The sequence below is a fragment of the Bacillus sp. HNG genome, from assembly GCF_003400205.1.
Classification (GTDB): domain Bacteria; phylum Bacillota; class Bacilli; order Bacillales; family Bacillaceae_L; genus Ferdinandcohnia.
Genome location: NZ_QUQV01000019.1, coordinates 1 through 18,734, shown reverse-complemented (window position 1 = coordinate 18,734; position 18,734 = coordinate 1). Strand labels below are relative to the sequence as shown.

At 37.7% G+C, this 18,734-nt stretch carries 15 protein-coding genes and 2 riboswitches; all 15 genes read left to right on the top strand.

Annotated features, from left to right (window positions below):
• Nucleotides 1-51 precede the first annotated feature (51 nt).
• The 15 genes from DZB84_RS21490 (at nucleotide 52) to DZB84_RS21420 (ending at nucleotide 18,335) form a co-directional block, all read left to right on the top strand.
• Nucleotides 52-1,584 (top strand): ABC transporter ATP-binding protein, encoded by a 1,533-nt coding sequence (locus DZB84_RS21490; RefSeq protein ID WP_116354353.1) that lies wholly within the window; start codon nucleotides 52-54, stop codon nucleotides 1,582-1,584.
• Nucleotides 1,577-2,728 (top strand): ABC transporter permease, encoded by a 1,152-nt coding sequence (locus tag DZB84_RS21485; protein ID WP_116354352.1) that lies wholly within the window; start codon nucleotides 1,577-1,579, stop codon nucleotides 2,726-2,728. The genes DZB84_RS21490 and DZB84_RS21485 overlap by 8 nt, the downstream gene beginning before the upstream one ends.
• A complete protein-coding gene (locus DZB84_RS21480) occupies nucleotides 2,728-3,687 on the top strand; it encodes an ABC transporter permease (protein WP_116354351.1) in 960 nt (319 codons plus the stop codon). The genes DZB84_RS21485 and DZB84_RS21480 overlap by 1 nt, the downstream gene beginning before the upstream one ends.
• A 242-nt stretch (nucleotides 3,688-3,929) precedes the next feature.
• Entirely contained in the window at nucleotides 3,930-4,529 is a 600-nt protein-coding gene (locus tag DZB84_RS21475; RefSeq protein WP_116354350.1) for a 50S ribosomal protein L25, read from the top strand.
• A 393-nt stretch (nucleotides 4,530-4,922) separates the two neighbouring features.
• On the top strand, nucleotides 4,923-5,567 hold the full coding sequence (locus DZB84_RS21470; RefSeq protein ID WP_223254531.1) for a TetR/AcrR family transcriptional regulator: 645 nt from the start codon (nucleotides 4,923-4,925) through the stop codon (nucleotides 5,565-5,567).
• Nucleotides 5,568-5,579: 12 nt separating this feature from the next.
• On the top strand, nucleotides 5,580-5,750 hold the full coding sequence (locus DZB84_RS21465) for an anti-repressor SinI family protein (RefSeq protein ID WP_116354348.1): 171 nt from the start codon (nucleotides 5,580-5,582) through the stop codon (nucleotides 5,748-5,750).
• Nucleotides 5,751-5,998: 248 nt separating this feature from the next.
• On the top strand, nucleotides 5,999-6,373 hold the full coding sequence (locus DZB84_RS21460; RefSeq protein ID WP_116354347.1) for a hypothetical protein: 375 nt from the start codon (nucleotides 5,999-6,001) through the stop codon (nucleotides 6,371-6,373).
• 646 nt (nucleotides 6,374-7,019) lie between these two features.
• Nucleotides 7,020-8,030 (top strand): ABC transporter substrate-binding protein, encoded by a 1,011-nt coding sequence (locus DZB84_RS21455; protein ID WP_116354346.1) that lies wholly within the window; start codon nucleotides 7,020-7,022, stop codon nucleotides 8,028-8,030.
• 104 nt (nucleotides 8,031-8,134) lie between these two features.
• Nucleotides 8,135-8,995, top strand: coding sequence for an ABC transporter permease (locus DZB84_RS21450; RefSeq protein ID WP_116354345.1), 861 nt, complete (start codon nucleotides 8,135-8,137; stop codon nucleotides 8,993-8,995).
• The gene (locus DZB84_RS21445) at nucleotides 8,995-10,167 is read left to right on the top strand and encodes a quaternary amine ABC transporter ATP-binding protein (RefSeq protein ID WP_116354344.1); all 1,173 of its coding nucleotides are present in this window, start codon (nucleotides 8,995-8,997) and stop codon (nucleotides 10,165-10,167) included. The genes DZB84_RS21450 and DZB84_RS21445 overlap by 1 nt, the downstream gene beginning before the upstream one ends.
• Nucleotides 10,168-10,361: 194 nt before the next feature.
• Nucleotides 10,362-11,324: an AAA family ATPase gene (locus DZB84_RS21440; RefSeq protein WP_116354343.1), complete on the top strand. Its 963-nt coding sequence runs from the start codon at nucleotides 10,362-10,364 to the stop codon at nucleotides 11,322-11,324.
• Nucleotides 11,324-12,541 (top strand): DUF58 domain-containing protein, encoded by a 1,218-nt coding sequence (locus tag DZB84_RS21435; protein WP_116354342.1) that lies wholly within the window; start codon nucleotides 11,324-11,326, stop codon nucleotides 12,539-12,541. The genes DZB84_RS21440 and DZB84_RS21435 overlap by 1 nt, the downstream gene beginning before the upstream one ends.
• Nucleotides 12,538-14,715 carry a transglutaminaseTgpA domain-containing protein gene (locus tag DZB84_RS21430; RefSeq protein ID WP_116354341.1) on the top strand — a complete coding sequence of 726 codons (2,178 nt, stop codon included), beginning with the start codon at nucleotides 12,538-12,540 and terminating at the stop codon, nucleotides 14,713-14,715. Before DZB84_RS21435 ends, DZB84_RS21430 begins: the two co-directional genes overlap by 4 nt.
• A gap of 30 nt (nucleotides 14,716-14,745) precedes the next feature.
• Nucleotides 14,746-14,847, top strand: a riboswitch (purine riboswitch).
• 306 nt (nucleotides 14,848-15,153) lie between these two features.
• Entirely contained in the window at nucleotides 15,154-16,674 is a 1,521-nt protein-coding gene (gene guaA / locus DZB84_RS21425) for a glutamine-hydrolyzing GMP synthase (protein ID WP_116354384.1), read from the top strand.
• 87 nt (nucleotides 16,675-16,761) lie between these two features.
• A riboswitch (purine riboswitch) is annotated at nucleotides 16,762-16,864 on the top strand.
• Nucleotides 16,865-17,012: 148 nt separating this feature from the next.
• Nucleotides 17,013-18,335 carry an NCS2 family permease gene (locus DZB84_RS21420; RefSeq protein WP_116354340.1) on the top strand — a complete coding sequence of 441 codons (1,323 nt, stop codon included), beginning with the start codon at nucleotides 17,013-17,015 and terminating at the stop codon, nucleotides 18,333-18,335.
• Nucleotides 18,336-18,734 lie beyond the last annotated feature (399 nt).

Below are 18,734 nucleotides of genomic sequence, written 5' to 3'. Positions count from 1 at the left end.
GCAATGATGAACTTCTTTTATTTCCTATTATTGTGATAAAGGAGAAGAACGATGTCTGATTATATTGTAGAAATGAAACATATAACCAAACGATTTCCTGGAATAGTGGCGAATGATGATGTATCCATTGGTATTAAAAAAGGAGAAATTTTTGCTTTACTTGGAGAAAATGGTGCAGGTAAATCAACATTGATGAGTATTTTAGGTGGTATGTACGAGCCTGATGAAGGAGAAATCTTTATTCGTGGAGAAAAAGTGCAAATTAGCTCACCTAACCATGCGGCAAAGCTTAACATCGGTATGGTGCATCAGCATTTTAAGTTGGTCTCTGATTATACGATTACCGAAAATATTATCCTTGGGGTTGAGCCAATTAAAAAATTTGCAGGGCTCTTTCCATACGTAGATATTCGAAATGCCAATCGTAAAATTGAAGAACTGTCTAAAAACTTTGGCTTAGAAGTGGATCCTACGAAAAAGATTGCCGATCTTACTGTCTCCATGCAGCAACGGGTGGAAATTCTAAAGGTGCTTTATCGTGAAGCGGAAATCCTTATTTTTGATGAACCAACTGCAGTCCTAACGCCACAAGAAATTGAATTCCTACTCGGTATTATCGAAGGTCTTCGAAATGCTGGAAAAACGATTATCTTAATCACTCATAAATTAGATGAAATTAAAAAAGTGGCCGATCGATGTGCGGTATTGAACAAAGGTAAATTAATTGATGTGTTGGATGTAAAGACAACATCGGTTAATCTTATGGCTCAATTAATGGTCGGTAGAGAGGTAAGCTTTGAATCTGAAAAAGCACCTGCTCAGTTTAGAGAAGAAGTATTAAAGGTCGAACATCTAACCATTAAAAATGAAGATGGATTTGAAGTCGTGAAAGATGTTTCCTTTACCATACACGGTGGCGAAATCTTTGCTATTGCGGGAGTCGCAGATAATGGACAGGTTGAAATCGCGGACGCCATTGCTGGATTAACAAAGGTTAGCAGCGGGAAAATATTCCTTGAAGGTAAGGACATTACAAACGAAACGATAAGAAATAGGACAGAAGCTGGAATCTCCTATATACCTGAAGATAGACAAAGCTTTGGACTGGTGTTGGATTTTGAATTATCAACCAATCTAGCATTAAAGCAGTACTATAGGGAGCCATTTGCTAGTAAAGGAATCTTGAAAACGGAGGAATTTGAGCAATTTGGTAGTCAGTTGATTGATAAATTTGATATTCGGAGTGGCCAAGGCAATAAGACCCAAGTTCGTTCGATGAGTGGCGGTAATCAGCAAAAAGCAATTATTGCTCGCGAAATCGAATTACAATCGCCACTCATGATTTTCGTTCAGCCAACACGAGGAGTAGATATTGGAGCGATTGAGAACATCCATAAAATGATCATTCAACAACGCGATCAAGGAAAAGCGATCTTACTTGTTTCATTAGAATTAGATGAAATTATGAATGTAGCGGATACCATAGGAGTTATATATAATGGCCAACTTCAAAAGATTGCTAGTAGTGAATCATTAACGACGAATGAAGTCGGCGAATATATGATGGGGGCAAAGCATGAGTAAAGATAAAAAGAAAAACAACATAAGTTATCGTCTTTTACGACCTATAAGTAATGAGAAATGGCAACCTATCTCAATTCCGTTAGTCTCCATACTAATAAGCTTTATTGCTGCGGCGATTGTTATCCTTTTAATTGGCAAAAATCCATTACAAGCATTTTACAACTTACTTCAAGGGGCAGGGATCATGCCAAAGCCTTCCTATGCAGGCTATAAGAGCATGTTAACTGACTTTTTAAGTTTGCTAAACGCGATGACGCCACTTGTGTTTGCCAGCTTAGCGGTTGCAGTTGCTTTTAGAGCGGGGCTATTTAATATTGGGGTTTCCGGTCAAATGCTTGTCTCTGGTTTTCTAGCGACAATTATCGTTGGTTACAGCGGTTTAGATGCGATCATTGCAAAGCCGCTTGTGTTAGTAATCGGAATTGTTGCTGGAGGATTAATGGGAGGATTAGTAGGGTGGCTAAAATATAGGTTTAATATAAATGAAGTTGTAACTACGATTATGTTAAATTATATTGCTCAGTACGTCATAAGCTTTTTTATTCAAATGTATTATGTCGATCCTATTTCAAGACAATCCAAATATATTTCAGATGAAGCAAGACTGACATTAGTTAATGTTGATATAGCTAACTTGAAAATGGATATTCCATTAGGCTTTCTGTTAGCCATTATTATCGCTATTTTAATAAAGTTTTTCTTAGATAAGACAGTGGTCGGTTTTGAAATTAAAGCAGTAGGGTCTAACCGAAATGCAGCAAAATATGCAGGCATTAATGTTGGAAAAAATACAGTCTTAGCTATGATGATTTCGGGAGGTTTGGCTGGTCTAGCAGGTGTCACTTATTATTTAGGTTATTTTGCATCCATCCAGCCAAAAGTATTATCAAGTATCGGTTTTGATTCCATTGCTGTATCACTATTAGGAAACTCTCATCCAATTGGTATTATCTTTTCTTCATTTTTAGTATCTATCATTGATCAGGGAAGCACGTATATGAGCTCACAGGCGGGTATCAGACAAGAAATTTCTTCTGTTATCATCGGGCTAATCCTATTGTTTAGTGCATGTGGTGCATACATGAAATATAAAGTCAGCCGTTTGAAGGAAAAAGAAGTGGAACGAAAGGAGATTGAATCATAATGGATACAATAATTATTGATGGATTATCCTTTGCTCTGCCTCTTTTTATCATTGCAATAGGCGGTATATATAGTGAAAAGAGTGGTATTACTAATCTAGCACTTGAAGGTTTTCAAGGGTTCGGGGCATTCATCGGGGCGTTATCAGCTGTTTTAATCGCAAATGCTTCTGGTACAGATATTCAAAATCTTTTTTACGTGGCGTTATTATTTTCAATGATTGGCGGAATGGCTTTTTCTATTATTCACGCTGTCCTAAGTATTAAGTTTAAGGCTGATCAAGTCATTAGTGGTGTTGTGATTAATATTCTAGCGTTAGCTTTAACGACTTTCTTAACAACCCAAATAAATGCACTCGTATTTGGATCTGCTTCGGACAAGTTTCGATTAGGTGTATCAGAACGCTTTACGATCGAAGGATTGGCTAATATACCAGTGCTTGGTGCGGTCTTTACGAATGTGTATCCGTTCGAAGTGATTATCATCGTGATTGCCATTTTTGCTTGGTATCTTTTATATAAAACAAAATTTGGTATGCGTCTAAGAGCGAGCGGAGAAAATCCTCATTCGGTCGATGCAGCAGGTGTAGATGTAGCGAAAGTTCGGTTTTCTGCGGTTCTCATATCTGGGCTATTGTCTGGCCTAGGCGGCATGTGTTTTGCCTATTCCATTTCAGCTAATTTTTCCTCAAATATTTATATGGGATATGGATTCTTAGCCATTGCTGCATTAATTTTTGGGAACTGGCGGATTCTGCCTACTTTAGCTGCTTGTCTTTTATTTGGTTTTGCAAAATCTGGGGGATCGTTTATTGCGCAGTCAATGGCCTTACCAAGTAGTTTCACGGATTTATTCATGATTTTACCGTATGTATTAACGTTATTGTTGCTAATCTTTTTCTCTAAATCAAATCGTGCTCCAAGAGCATTAGGTGAAATTTATGACAAAGGAAAAAGGTAGACAATTTTATAAAGTCATATTGGCTTCTCATAAGTTAGTCAACTTGTGAGAGGCCTTTTTTTAGTTGAATGAAAATGTATAGATAAATTGTCAATGAACTCATTTCTTTACTTAGTAAGCCAATTATGTGAAATAAAATGATAGATTCGATATACTAGAGATATAACTAATTCTAATGTTTTTTAGAATATAGTTTCTATAAAAACTAATGTCTTAGAAAAAATCAGAAAGGTGGAAATAAAATGAATACGCTAGTTGCAGAAAAAAGAAATAGTACTAAAAAGTCTACTTTGAAAAAATTGAGAAGTGATGGGAAAATCCCTGCTGTTGTTTATGGAAGTGATATTCAAACGGAATCCATTGCGGTTAACAACGTGGATTTAAGAAGGGTAATAAAGGGTGCAGGAAGAAATGGCATTTTCTCACTAAATGTTGATGGAAAATCGAAGAATGTTATTTTAAGAGATTACCAACATAACCCTGTAACGAAGGACGTTCTTCATGTTGATTTTCTTCATGTTGATAAGGATACTGAAATCGATACAAAAGTGAATGTCATTTTAAAAGGAACTTCAAATGGAGAGAAATCTGGAGGAGTTGCGAAACAATTTCTTTACGAATTGGATATCACAGCAAAAGCGAATGATCTCCCTGATTATATTGAAATTGACATCACTGAATTTGAAATTGGCCATTCCGTTCGAGTAGCAGATATTAAAAAGGAATATAGTAACTGCACCATCAAACATGAAGATGATGAATCGATCGTAACAATTGATTATATAAAAGCACAAACAAATGAAGAGGATGAAATGGATGAAGTTGAAGCTTCGGGTGTCTAATCCTAGCAATCTAACCTGGTAAGTTGAAAATAGGACGATAAGACAGACCCAAAACTACAACTCAAAACGCTTGTTGGACCAAGTGTTTTGCCGTTTATAAGTGTAAACAAAGCTAATAATGATATCAATACTTTTGTAGAAAAAAATTTACTTTTTTAATGAGTCTATAGGAGAAGCCTTTCCTTTTCTTCTATAGACTTTTTTGTGAAGTGTTTTACAGCAAAATTAGATAGCGCAGTATGGATATCTACCAAAGCGGATAAAGAAGTCAATCATAAAGGGCTGCTTCCTAAATACAAGGAGGCAGTTTTTTTGTGTAATTTGTCAGTTTTTGTAGGTTAAAAATGGTAATAGACTACTTGACCGGGTGATATTTTGTAAGAGATAATACTCATGAGTAATATAATTTTAATTAAGACAAAAGGCGGCATTATAATGGGACAACGTGGGAGACAGAAGGGGTCAGTTGGGATCAAAAGCAAAGAGGCAATCCTTATGGTTGCAGCAGAAGAATTCGCAGAACACGGATTTCATGAAACGAAGATCAGTACGATTGTCAAAAAGGCTGGACTCACACAGCCCAGTTTTTATCTATATTTCTCAAGTAAAGAAGCTATCTTTCAAGAGCTCGTCCATACATTTCGCAACAAATTAATTATGTTAACCCAGAGTAGCAGACTTGAATCTAATTTGGATAAAAACATCCTTTCTTCCAAAATAGCTAGAGGTCTAAATGGAATCTTTGAATTCTTTGACGGCCATCGAAATTTGACAAAAATAGGATTTTTTATCGCAAGCGAATCGGAGGAAATTAAGCGAGTAATTGTAAATCATATTACTGAGAATCTTCTAGCAGAACAACAGGATAACTACTTTCGCCAAGATTTAGATATGCAAACCGTTGCAGAGTGCTTAATGGGGACTATTGAAAGACTTACGATCACGAAATTATTCACAGATGTAAAAAATCCACAACAACTTGCAAATGAAATAGTGGATATCTATCTGTATGGATTACAAAATCACGAAACTAACTAAATGTATTAGGGGATGAGTAAGATTAAAACGGCAAATAAGGGCGATCTAGTGGAACTTGACGAGGAATGGGTAGAATTAATCATCAAAGCTAAAAACATGGGGATGAAGCTTGAAGATGTGTTGGATTTTTTTGAAAAAAGGATGGAAGACGGGACCCTAGAAACAGTCAACGATCGAGCCTAAGCCGCAAAGTATAGCAGATAGGACTTTATAGATTAAGTCCAGCTATCAACTTACAGCCGGTACATAACACTAAAAGATTACACCCTCTCATCTTAAACAAGCCTCCGCTACCTTCTTCGATGAAGAAAGCGGAGGTTTTTCCGTTGTTAAAACCTCTTTATTAGTTGATGTGTTACAATGAGGGTAGGTAATCGAATCTCTCTTGGGCTTAAAAATGATAAGGATATGAGGGCGAGGGATTAGCAAACATGCAAACTATATTTACATATTTTGTTACTCTTATTGCAATAGGGATTTCAGTGTTTATTACACTTTTTTTTAAGCTTGAACTAGAGCGAATGTTTCGTGAAAAAACGAGTGTGATTGCTTTTCATATATGTAATGTACTTATTGTATTAATGGTGTCATATGCGTTTTACGCAGTATTTACGATTTATATATTTGAGAGGGATTTAAACCTATTGCTTCAAATGTTAATTAACTTGGTTATCATCCTACCCATATATATCATTGGAAATATCCTGTTTGAAAAAAATAAATTTAAATTTCGTAAATACAGACCGGCTGAGGATGGAAAAGTGCTTGTGATCAACGAAAAATACTTACAGAAGAAAAAAAGGTAATTTTTAAATAGAGGAAAATGGAAACCAGATGATCAAATCTGGTTTTTTGCTATTTTTTGAGGGGAATTCCATATATACTGGCATCTGTCTAGTCATACTTAAACTAAATAAGGGACTAAGGTACTACCGAAATACTACATATCGCATATTTTAATAAAAAAACTGAAAATTTCACCATATTTGGAGGATATGAGAGGATATGGGAGGATCTTTGAAGGATAAATAATTTCGGCAACCTGAGGTTTTGAAATCATGAAATATGCTAGTTTATCACGAGATATGCTATATTATCAGGTTTGTCCTCATTATATTATTCCTCTATACTTTTACTATAACCCTTAGGTTCACCACTGTGAAACCAACAAATGTTTATTCCCTCCAAGATCAATAGTTCAAAAGAAGTATCCTCAAAGTTTGCGAAAAATGTAGCCTTGAAAATGTCTCCTGCATTTTTCATCTGACTGATTAATTAATTGTCACCTTTCTATTAATCTAATCAAATCATGCAATCGTTGTTAAAGTTTGGAGAAATTCGTAGTATCAAAAAATGAATGAATATTCATTTTTAGTAGGTTGATTTATCTATTGAACTCAGTAAATATATCTGTTTACTGGTAAATTAAACTAAAAAGGGGAGAAATGATGAATGAAACGAAAATTATTAATACTATTAGCCGTTTTGCTACTAGCGTTAGTTGGATGTAGTAGTGAGGGGTCTTCAGGAGATGGAGAACCAGAAAAATTAGATAAAATTGTGCTTGCTGATGCGGGTTGGGATAGTATTCGCTTCCATAACAGTATTGCACAAAGAATCCTAGAGGATGGATATGGCTATAAAACAGAAGTAACAGCGGGTTCGACTGCTGCAACACTTGAAGGTTTACGTCAAGGTGACATCAATGTGTATATGGAAGTTTGGACGGACAATGTCAAAGAGCTTTATCAAGAAATGACAGATGCTGGGGATATTGAAACAGTATCTACAAACTTTGATGATAATAGCCAGGGGTTATATGTTCCAACTTATGTGATTGAAGGGGACAAAGAAAGAGGAATCGAGCCGTTAGCACCAGATTTAAAAACAGTGGAGGACTTGAAGAAATACCCTGAAGTATTCCCTGACCCAGAGGATTCAAGTAAAGGTCTTATCGTAGGAGCTCCAACTGGATGGGCTGTTGGGGAAACAATGTCAGTTAAGGTTGACACATATGGCTTAGGAGATACGTTTAACTATATTAGTCCTGGTTCAGATTCAAGTGCAGTTGCAACTTTAGTTGATGCATATGAAAAGGGAAAAGGCTGGGTTGGGTATTACTGGTCACCAACATGGGTAACGGCAAAATATGACCTTACTCTTTTAGAAGAACCAGAATATAACGAAGAACAATGGAACAAAGACTACGGAACTGAATTCCCGCCAAATGATGTTGTTGTAGCTGTTCACAAGGACATGCCTGAACAAGCACCAGAGGTTGTAGAGTTTCTAAAAAATTATAAAACGAGCAACGACTTAACCGAAGAAGCTCTTAAATACATGAATGAAAATGATGCATCTGCCGAAGAGGCTGCTCTGTGGTGGATGAAGCAGCATGAAGATGTTTGGACTTCTTGGGTTTCAGAAGATGTCGCTGAAAAAGTAAAAAAATCATTAGAGTAATCTCGTTGTTGTAGTAGTTGGTGTTCGCCAGCTACTACAAATTTATTAATAAAAGAGATTTTGTAAAAAAAGTGAGGTGAATGGTTACATTATGTAACCTGCTTATGGGTAGTTTTCCGGAAATACGTTGGGAATTTATTGGTGAGTATGTAGAAAAATTTATTAAATGGATTGATACAACGTTCGAAGGGTTTTTTGATTTCATACATCTAATTTCCTCTCAAACTATCAATGGAATAAGTGGATTTCTTAATTTCATTCCATGGTGGCTCTTCTTAATTATTATTTTCCTTTTAGGATGGCGTTTTAAATCTGTTCTTTCTGGCGTGTTATATGCCTTTTTTATATTTTTAATTGGAACATTTGGATTATGGGATGTATTGATGATCACGATTGCGATTGTCTTAACATCGGTTCTCATATCCCTCATTATCGGGATTCCACTGGGTGTGTGGATGGCATTTAGTAAAGGATTTTCCATTGTCATGAGACCGATTTTGGATGCGATGCAGACCATGCCAAGTTTCGTTTATTTAATTCCTGCGATTTTCTTCTTCAGTCTAGGAAATGTTTCAGCAGTATTTGCAACATTAATTTATGCGTTGCCACCTGTTATCCGATTGACGGAGTTAGCACTTCGCAATGTGGATAAAGATGTGATTGAATCTGCCCAATCATTCGGTTCATCAAGATGGCAGATGCTCACGAAGGTTCAATTGCCACAAGCACTTCCAACGATTATGGCGGGGGTCAACCAAACAACCATGATGGCACTTGCGATGGTCGTTATTGCATCAATGGTTGGTGCGAAGGGACTTGGTGAACAGGTTCTGATCGCAATTAACCGTATTGATATGGCACTTGGATTTGAAGCGGGTATCAGTATCGTGTTTCTAGCAATCATTATTGACCGTGTGACATCAGGAGTAGCAAGTTCATTCCAGAAACACAGGGGGTCGGAGTAATGGAAACGAAAATTAAAATAGAGAAAGTATCCAAAATATTTGGTCCAAAACCAAAGTCAGTCATTCCAATGGTTGAAAAAGGAATGAGTAAAAAAGAAATCTTAGAAAAAACCAATCATACCGTTGGTGTGTACAATGCATCAATGGAAATCAAGAAAGGTGAAATCTTTGTCATCATGGGACTATCCGGAAGTGGTAAGTCGACATTGATTCGCTGTTTTAACCTTTTAAATAAACCAACGTTCGGGTCTATCTATGTAGATGGGGAGGATGTTGTTCGTTATAACTCTTCCCAGCTGAAGAAGTTCAGACAGGATAAAATTGCCATGGTGTTTCAGCACTTCGGGTTATTCAGTCACCGAACGGTTTTGGCGAATGTGGAATATGGCTTAGAGATCAAAAATGTTTCAAAGGAAGAACGCAGAGAAATAGCGTTAAAAAATATAGAAAGTGTCGGGCTAAAAGGATACGAGGATAAATATCCAGGAGAGCTATCAGGTGGGATGCAGCAGCGCGTAGGACTTGCACGAGCGCTTGCAAATGACCCTGATATCCTCCTAATGGATGAACCTTTTAGTGCACTAGACCCACTCATTCGTCGAGAAATGCAGCTTGAGTTGTTAGAACTGCAGGACAAACTTCAAAAAACGATTATTTTTATTACACACGATATTAACGAAGCTTTTAAACTAGGAGACCGTGTTGCGGTGATGAAGGACGGGGTAGTCGAGCAAATCGGTACACCGGAGGAAATTATCGAGACTCCTGCGAATGATTATATATCCGAGTTTATAAAAGATATCGACCGCTCTAAGGTTTTGCAGGCAGAGCATGTTATGATTCAATCGAATGCGTTGGTTTCGCTAAAGGACAGTTTACAAGTAGCGGTAAAAGAAATGCAGAAGAACGGAATCTCAAGTGTATTCGTCGTGAACAAGCATAGACGCTTAGAGGGAATTGTGACCATTGACGATTGCATTGATGGGATCAAGGAAAAGAAGACACTGCCCGATGTGATTCGAGATGATATTTTCACAGTTTCGAAGGATGAATATATCCAAGACATAATTCCAAAGGCGTTGGAAACAAAGTTTCCGTTAGCTGTTGTCGATGAAGACCAACGCCTAGTAGGAATCATCCTCCGGGTCCATGTACTTTCAAGTCTTGTTTAATAGAATAGCAAACTCTGGCTCAGATTATTTTGATAATCTGGGCCTTTTTCTGATTAGCCGAAGCAGTAATCAGAACTTATCGAACGATGCTTATTGAATTTAGGAATCGTCTATATTCACTTTTATAATTAGTGTGTGAATAGTATAATAGTTACATATATTGTAAGAGATACGAGTTTTTAGGGGGACGGAAAATGGCGCAGCTTGACACGTTACATTCAGTTTTAGGAAGAGTTATCGAAAATATCGAAAAAGTTATGATCGGAAAAAGAGATGTGGCCACGCTAAGCTTGGTTGCATTATTAGCGGAAGGACATGTTTTGCTAGAAGACGTGCCAGGTGTAGGGAAGACGATGATGGTGCGTTCCCTTGCGAAATCCGTGAGTGCGGAATTTAAACGAATTCAGTTTACGCCCGACCTATTACCATCGGATGTAACTGGAACGTCTATTTATAATCCAAAAGAACTCCAGTTTGAATTCAGACCTGGACCAATTATAGGTCATATTGTATTAGCAGACGAAATCAACCGAACATCTCCGAAGACGCAATCAGCTTTACTAGAAGGTATGGAAGAAAGTAGCATCACGGTTGATGGAGTTACAAGACCTTTACCAAAGCCATTCTTTGTTATGGCCACACAAAACCCGATTGAATATGAAGGAACTTATCCACTTCCAGAAGCGCAGCTTGATCGTTTTCTTTTAAAAATGAAAATGGGATATCCGTCCGTTAAAGAAGAAATCGAGGTTTTAAATAGAGCGGAAAAGTCTAAGCCCATTGAGCAGCTTGAAGCGGTAGTTACGCTTGAAGAGTTAATAGACCTACAAAAGGAAGTAAGAGCGGTCTATGTTGACCAAACCATTAAAGAATATATCGTAGATTTAGTAAGCCGAACGAGAGAGCATAGTTCGATTTATCTAGGGGCTAGTCCACGTGGCTCGATCGCATTAATGAAGGCAGCACAGGCGTATGCCTTGATTCACGGCAGGGATTTTGTGATCCCAGACGATATTCAATATCTTGCACCATATGTTCTACCACATCGACTCATTTTAAAATCAGAAGCAAGATTTGAAGGAATGACAACCGAGAAGGTAGTAACGAAGATAATTGAAAGAACACCGATTCCTGTACAAAGGTCGTTGAATCGTTGATGAGGAAACTATTCCGAAAGCTAAAAGAAACGGGTAAGCTTGTTAATATCTTCCTTCTCATTGTAACAACTTTTGTATATGCGATGTTTCAAGGTGGGTTTGTCAGCTGGTTTCTATTTTATAGCTTCATCCCGTTCGGGTTATATTCTTTTGCTCTATCAATCTATTCTCTTAAGGATTTTAAACTGGTTCGTCAAATCAACCAAACAGAATATGTAGCGGGGGAAAAATTTGAAGCAACCATTGTGATTAATCGAAAGATCCCTTTTCCATTAATGTACCTTATTATTGAGGAGCTTCTGCCGCCACAATTAAAAAAGTTTGAGCAATCCAAACAGTCAAAGGTTATTCTTTTTCCTTGGTTTAAGAGGGAATTGACCTTTAAATACGAATTCGATTCAATCCTAAGGGGAGAACATGTACTAGAGGGAATCCGTATTAAGACGGGAGATTTGTTTGGACTGATAGAAAAAGAAACCATTGCACCGGTTCGTGACCAGTTTCTAGTATATCCACAGTATGTAGATTTGGTATACCGACAGCTTGAGAGCCGGTTTGAACAAGGGATGACCTCTTCGCATGTAAGATTACAGCGGGATACAGCAATTGCGGTTGGCGTAAGAGAGTATGCTCCGGGGGACCGGTTTTCATGGATTGATTGGAAGGCATCCGCAAGACGAAATAATATTATGACGAAGGAATTCGAGCAGCAGCAAAGTCATGACGTTGTTTTATTCATGGATCGAACAAATTCCAATCATTTTGAACAGATTGTGACCTTTACAGCCTCCCTTACAAAGGCCATTTTGAGAAAAGGTGCCCAAGTTTCATTTATCTCGATTGGGGAGGACCAAGCAGTTTTTCCTTTAAAAGATGGCGAATCCCAGCAACAAGTGATCTATTACCACTTAGCAAAGGTAAAAGACGATAGTCCTATTCCTTTCTCGCAAATTGTGGAGTCGGAGATAAAAAAAATCTATCAGCCTGTAACCTTCATGCTTGTCACAAGTGAACTAAGCGAGGATACGATTCATTTAGTTGGCAGATTTTCGATGCGAAATGCAGATCTGCAAATCTTCGTAATAAGAGAAAAAGGAACACAACTAACACACGATGAAGTTCGCGTCCTTGGAGCCATTCGAAAACATAATATATTTGCGAAAGTCGTATATGAAGGGCATTTTGCAGATACTTTCCATGAGGTGAGAAAATCATGAAGCCTAAAATTCCAGCACAACGTGATATTCGTAACCTATTATTAAATGTATTTGGCTTTCTTTTATTGTGGGAATGGCTGCGACCACTTAAAACCGTGACAGATACACAGGAGACATCAGGGTTTGTCATTTTTATCGGGGCGTGCTTTCTACTGTTATTTTTAAGAGTGCCGTTTTTACTTGGTGCCCTAATTAAGGTTTTTCTAATCGTGTATATGATTCATTCGCTCTATTTTAAGCAGGACTTTTTAGATATTGAATGGGTAGGTGAACTTGTTGCCGATCTTATAAAAAATATTGGGCTCATGTTCCAAGCGAATTGGTGGGGCATGACGCCGATTTTTCGGACGCTTCTCTTTAGTATTTTGCTTTGGTTAATGAGTTATTTACTTCATTATTGGTTTACTCATCAAAAAAGAATCCTTTTGTTTTTCGTGTTGACCATCATTTATATCACGGTGATCGATACTTTCAGCCCATATAATGCCCAAATGGCAATCGTTCGGACCGTGTTAATCGGATTCTTCATGCTCGGGATCTTGCAATTTGAGCGTTTAAAGGATAAGGAGCTTTCGAAGCATGTAAGCATCGGTAAAAAATGGGCAGTTCCTTTAGCTGTTTTTATTCTGTTTTCTACATTTATTGGCTATGTCTCACCAAAGGCATCACCTCAATGGCCAGACCCGGTTCCATTTTTAAAAGGGTATGGGCAGGAGAATGCGAATGGTTCGATTAACGGGGTAAAGAAAATAGGCTATGGTACGAATGACCAAAATCTAGGTGGACCCTTTATCGCCGATGATACGGTTGTTTTTACAGCAAAAGCCGAAAAGCGACATTATTGGCGAGTTGAAACCAAGGATACCTACACCGGAAAGGGCTGGAAATTATCAGGGCAACCGGAAAAAGACATTTTCTATGATGAGAATACAGCATTAAAATGGTATGAGGCAAAAACAGAAGTAGAGGAATTCGAAACTGAAATTCAAATGGATCTAAAATATTCGCATATTGTATATCCATTAGGAGTGATATCAGTAGAGGCTGATCCTGACATCCATTTTAGTGCCAACACATTATCTGAAAAAATCTCGACTTACAGGGGCAATGATGTAGTTAAATTGGATCGCTATTCGCTTCGTTATGAGTATCCGAAATACTATATTAACCACCTAAAAGAGGTTACGGAACCAGGTAGAATTGAACAGATTGACCTTTTTAGAGAAAGGTACATGCAATTACCTGATAACCTCCCGGAACGTGTGAAAGAACTGGCAGTAGAAATCACAAGTTCACATACAAACCGGTATGATAAAGTAAAGGCGGTCGAAAATTACTTTCAATTAAATGGATTTGCATATGATACTCAAGACGTCGCGGTCCCGGGCCCTGAAGAAGATTATGTCGACCAATTCTTGTTTGATACAAAAATGGGATATTGTGATAATTTTTCAACTTCAATGGTCGTTTTATTGCGAGCGGTTGATATTCCTGCCCGGTGGGTAAAAGGCTATACAGAGGGTGAGCGTGTCGAAGTAAACACATATGAAATTACCAACAATAACGCGCACTCTTGGGTTGAAGTTTATTTTCCGGAGTTCGGTTGGGTGCCATTTGAACCAACAAATGGATTTAGTAACGCTAATCTATTTTCCTATGATTTAACGGCTACTGGAAATGAGAATAGTCAGACACCACAAACAACACCAGTGGAATTCCCTAAGGAAAAAGAGGCGGAAGAAACGGTGGCAAAACCTGTTTCTGAAGACACGGACAACAGCATCTTTGAAAAACTCAGTGATGCCTTCTCGTGGAAATATGTGCTGATTTTCTTATTGAGCCTTTTCTTGATCATATATGTCTTATTTAAAACACGAAAAAAGTGGATGCCTTACCTATATATTTGGATGTACAAAAACGCTAAAGATGAAGAGGTGTATTTTAAAGCCTATCATGCATTGCTAAAGCAATTAGAGCGTGTCGGCTTCCCGAGAAAAGACGGGCAAACTTTGAGGGAATATTCGATCCAAGTCGATCGTTTTTACAAAGGGCATGAAATGGAACAATTAACACGAAGTTACGAACGAGCTTTATATCGTAAAGACAATGCCTATAAGGAATGGTCAATGTCCGTCGAATTATGGGAAAATTTAATTAAAAAGATATCATCTTGACCAATAGATACCTGGTTGATAAAATTATCACAAATTCAATAGAAGTACCTTCGTATATCCTCGATAATATGGTTCGAAAGTTTCTACCAGACCACCGTAAATGGTTTGACTATGAAGGCAGCTATTCTATTTGTGTACGTGAACTAGAATTCTGCCTTTTATTAAGGTAGGATTCTATTTTTTTACCTTTATTTATTACCATACTAAATAAAGGTAAAAAAAAGCCTCCGGCGGATGCCACAGATTTTCAAAGGTAAGTTTTAGAGCTTAGGATCAAAGACTAAGGGCGCCACGTCCTGTGGCAACGTCTTTGTGACCCACCTCGTGTGGGCCTAAAAAATCTGGGCGCAAATTCGTCAAGGCGAATTTGATTTGCATAATATCAGATGGGTATATTACAAAATATAACGAGGTGATTTTGTGAATAACGTTCAAGAAATGGTCGTTGTTTTAGATTTCGGAAGCCAATACAATCAATTAATAACAAGAAGAATCCGTGAGTTTGGTGTCTATAGTGAGCTTCACCCACATACTTTAACAGTAGAAGAAATTAAGGCAATGCAGCCTAAAGGAATCATTTTATCTGGTGGTCCGAATAGTGTCTATGATGAAAACTCATTTAGATGTGATGAGAAAATTTTCGATTTAGGTGTGCCTGTATTAGGTATTTGCTACGGAATGCAACTGATGACACAACACTTTGGTGGCAGAGTAGAAAAAGCTCATAATCGTGAATACGGAAAAGCAACCATTAATGTTCAAAACGAATCTGCTCTTTTTTCCAATATCCCTAGTGAACAAGTGGTATGGATGAGTCATGGTGATTTAGTTGTCGAAACACCAGAAGGTTTTACTATCGATGCAGTCAGCCCATCTTGTCCAATTTCAGCTATGAGTGATGCAGAGCGTAATTTATACGGGGTTCAGTTCCATCCAGAGGTACGTCATTCTGTCTATGGAAATGATCTTCTGAAAAACTTTGTATTCGGAGTTTGTGGTTGTACAGAGAGCTGGTCGATGGAAAACTTCATAGAAATCGAAATGGAAAAAATCCGTCAAACCGTTGGTGATAAAAAAGTTCTTTGCGCACTTAGTGGGGGCGTAGATTCTTCTGTTGTTGCTGTATTGATTCATAAAGCAATCGGCGATCAATTAACATGTATGTTCGTTGACCACGGTCTTCTTCGTAAGGGAGAAGCTGAAAGTGTGATGAAGACCTTTAGTGAAGGTTTCCATATGAATGTCATTAAAATCGATGCGAAGGACCGCTTCTTATCTAAGCTAAAGGGAGTAAGTGATCCAGAGCAAAAACGTAAAATCATTGGTAATGAGTTTATCTATGTGTTTGATGATGAAGCTGCTAAGCTAGAGGGAATCGATTATCTTGCACAAGGAACTCTTTATACAGATATTATTGAAAGTGGAACAGCAACTGCCCAGACCATCAAATCACATCACAATGTTGGTGGACTGCCAGAAGATATGCAGTTTCAATTAATCGAACCACTTAATGCTTTATTTAAGGACGAGGTTCGCGCATTAGGCACGGAGTTAGGCATTCCTGATGAAATCGTATGGCGTCAACCATTCCCAGGACCTGGGCTAGGAATTCGCGTGTTAGGTGAAATAACAGAGGATAAACTTGAGATTGTTCGTGAATCAGATTACATCCTACGAGAAGAAATTAGAAAAGCCGGTCTTGAACGCGAAATTTGGCAATACTTTACCGTCCTTCCAGATATCCGTAGTGTCGGAGTAATGGGAGATGCAAGAACATATGATTACACAATTGGTATCCGTGCTGTTACCTCAATTGATGGAATGACATCAGACTGGGCTCGCATCCCTTGGGACGTTCTAGAAGTCATTTCAACAAGAATAGTGAATGAAGTTAGTCACGTAAATAGAGTTGTGTATGATATTACAAGTAAACCGCCAGCAACAATTGAGTGGGAATAATTTACGAACGATAAAAAACAAAAATGAAATAATGTTCGTTTATTCTGTTGACTCTCTAGGTACATTGTCATATAATAAAATCGAAATAAAGATTTTGTTGAAATACGTCGTATAATCTTGGGGATATGGCCCAAAAGTTTCTACCAGGCTACCGTAAATTAGCTTGACTACGAGGTATAACAGATAATGAAGAGAGTCTATTAACTATGATTCTTCTTTTCTATCGTTATCCTTAACGTCAAGCGCTTCAGAGCATTCTCTGGAGCGCTTTTGTGCACTTATTCTATAAATTACTTAGTTCTTTTACGACGATACGGATCAAAGGGAGAGGGAATCATATGAAAAAGTATTTTCAATTCGATGAGCTTGGAACTACTTATAGACGAGAAATTATTGGTGGAATCACAACATTCTTATCGATGGCTTATATTTTATTTGTTAACCCATCAATTTTATCATTAAGCGATGTTGCGGATTTTCCTGAAGCATTAAGAATGGATGCAAATGCAGTGTTCGTTGCTACAGCTCTTGCGGCAGCTCTTGGTACATTAATCATGGGTGTCGTTGCGAAATACCCTGTAGCCTTAGCTCCAGGAATGGGACTTAATGCATTCTTCGCTTATTCAGTTGTGCTAGGAATGGGTATTGCGTGGCAAACCGCGTTATCAGGCGTTTTAGTGTCAGGTATCGTATTAGTTCTTCTAACATTAACTCGTATTCGTGAAAAAATTATCGATGCCATCCCACAAAACTTAAAGTTAGCAGTTGGCGCAGGGATTGGATTGTTTATTACATTTATTGGTCTTAAAAATGCAAACATTGTAATTGCTGATCCGGCTACTTTAGTAGCATTAGGTGATTTATCAAAAGGAGACACATTATTAGCTGTTTTTGGTGTTGTAATTACAGTCATTTTAATGGTTCGAAAAATTAATGGTGCAGTATTTATCGGTATGGTTATTACCGCAATCGTTGGGATGCTTTTCAATTTAATTGATGCCCCAGACAAGGTTGTAAGCTCAGTTCCAAGTTTAGCACCAACATTCGGAGCAGCATTTACACACTTCGGTGAAATCTTCAATATGGATATGTTGGTTGTTATCCTTACATTTATGTTTGTAGACTTCTTTGATACAGCAGGAACGTTAGTTGGGGTAGCAAACCAAGCGGGAATTATGAAAGACAATAAACTTCCACGTGCGGGAAGAGCATTAGTTTCAGATTCAACTGGTACAGTAATCGGAGCTATCTTAGGAACATCTTCAACTACATCTTACGTTGAATCAACAGCGGGTGTTGCTGCAGGTGCGAGATCAGGATTTGCTTCAGTTGTAACAGCAGTATTATTCTTATTAGCTTTATTCTTTTCTCCACTTTTAGGAGTTGTAACACCAGCCGTTACTTCACCAGCATTAATCATCGTTGGTGTTCTAATGGTTGCAAGCTTAGGTGATATTGAATGGAAGAAATTCGAGATTGCGGTTCCGGCGTTCTTAACAATCGTGACAATGCCATTAACATCTAGTATTGCAACGGGTATTGCAATTGGCTTTATCTTTTATCCAATTACAATGATGGTAAAAGGAAAAGCAAGAGAAATTCACCCAATCATGTACGCTTTATTCTTCATCTTTATTTTGTATTTCATTTTCTTAGTCTAAAAAACGTAGACACTAGATTAAAAATCTGGTGTCTTTTTTTATTTTGATCGAACTTTGTATGGAATGTCTAACGATATTCGTCGGGTTGTGGGATAGTAGGGAGGAATTGGTCGAAAATCCCAGAATAATTTAGGTTGACGGTGAATTATAAACTTGGTATATTAATTAAGTCGCTGCTACAGCGCCTTGAAAAATGATTCACCATTTTAAAGGTGTTGACATAGACTTTTAAAGATGTTATATTATAAAAGTCGCTGATGAACAGCGGGTTGAAAAAAGTTCTTTGAAAACTGAACACAATACAAGCGTCAACGTTAATTCTAAGTAACAAACTTATTGAGCAATCAATACTCTTATTGGAGAGTTTGATCCTGGCTCAGGATGAACGCTGGCGGCGTG

Bases quoted from the DNA above. Each gene is read 5' to 3' on its own strand.
- DZB84_RS21490 (WP_116354353.1), top strand. From the start codon at position 52: ATGTCTGATTATATTGTAGAAATGAAACATATAACCAAACGATTTCCT.
- DZB84_RS21485 (WP_116354352.1), top strand. From the start codon at position 1,577: ATGAGTAAAGATAAAAAGAAAAACAACATAAGTTATCGTCTTTTACGA.
- DZB84_RS21480 (WP_116354351.1), top strand. From the start codon at position 2,728: ATGGATACAATAATTATTGATGGATTATCCTTTGCTCTGCCTCTTTTT.
- DZB84_RS21475 (WP_116354350.1), top strand. From the start codon at position 3,930: ATGAATACGCTAGTTGCAGAAAAAAGAAATAGTACTAAAAAGTCTACT.
- DZB84_RS21470 (WP_223254531.1), top strand. From the start codon at position 4,923: ATGAGTAATATAATTTTAATTAAGACAAAAGGCGGCATTATAATGGGA.
- DZB84_RS21465 (WP_116354348.1), top strand. From the start codon at position 5,580: ATGAGTAAGATTAAAACGGCAAATAAGGGCGATCTAGTGGAACTTGAC.
- DZB84_RS21460 (WP_116354347.1), top strand. From the start codon at position 5,999: ATGCAAACTATATTTACATATTTTGTTACTCTTATTGCAATAGGGATT.
- DZB84_RS21455 (WP_116354346.1), top strand. From the start codon at position 7,020: ATGAAACGAAAATTATTAATACTATTAGCCGTTTTGCTACTAGCGTTA.
- DZB84_RS21450 (WP_116354345.1), top strand. From the start codon at position 8,135: ATGGGTAGTTTTCCGGAAATACGTTGGGAATTTATTGGTGAGTATGTA.
- DZB84_RS21445 (WP_116354344.1), top strand. From the start codon at position 8,995: ATGGAAACGAAAATTAAAATAGAGAAAGTATCCAAAATATTTGGTCCA.
- DZB84_RS21440 (WP_116354343.1), top strand. From the start codon at position 10,362: ATGGCGCAGCTTGACACGTTACATTCAGTTTTAGGAAGAGTTATCGAA.
- DZB84_RS21435 (WP_116354342.1), top strand. From the start codon at position 11,324: ATGAGGAAACTATTCCGAAAGCTAAAAGAAACGGGTAAGCTTGTTAAT.
- DZB84_RS21430 (WP_116354341.1), top strand. From the start codon at position 12,538: ATGAAGCCTAAAATTCCAGCACAACGTGATATTCGTAACCTATTATTA.
- guaA (WP_116354384.1), top strand. From the start codon at position 15,154: ATGGTCGTTGTTTTAGATTTCGGAAGCCAATACAATCAATTAATAACA.
- DZB84_RS21420 (WP_116354340.1), top strand. From the start codon at position 17,013: ATGAAAAAGTATTTTCAATTCGATGAGCTTGGAACTACTTATAGACGA.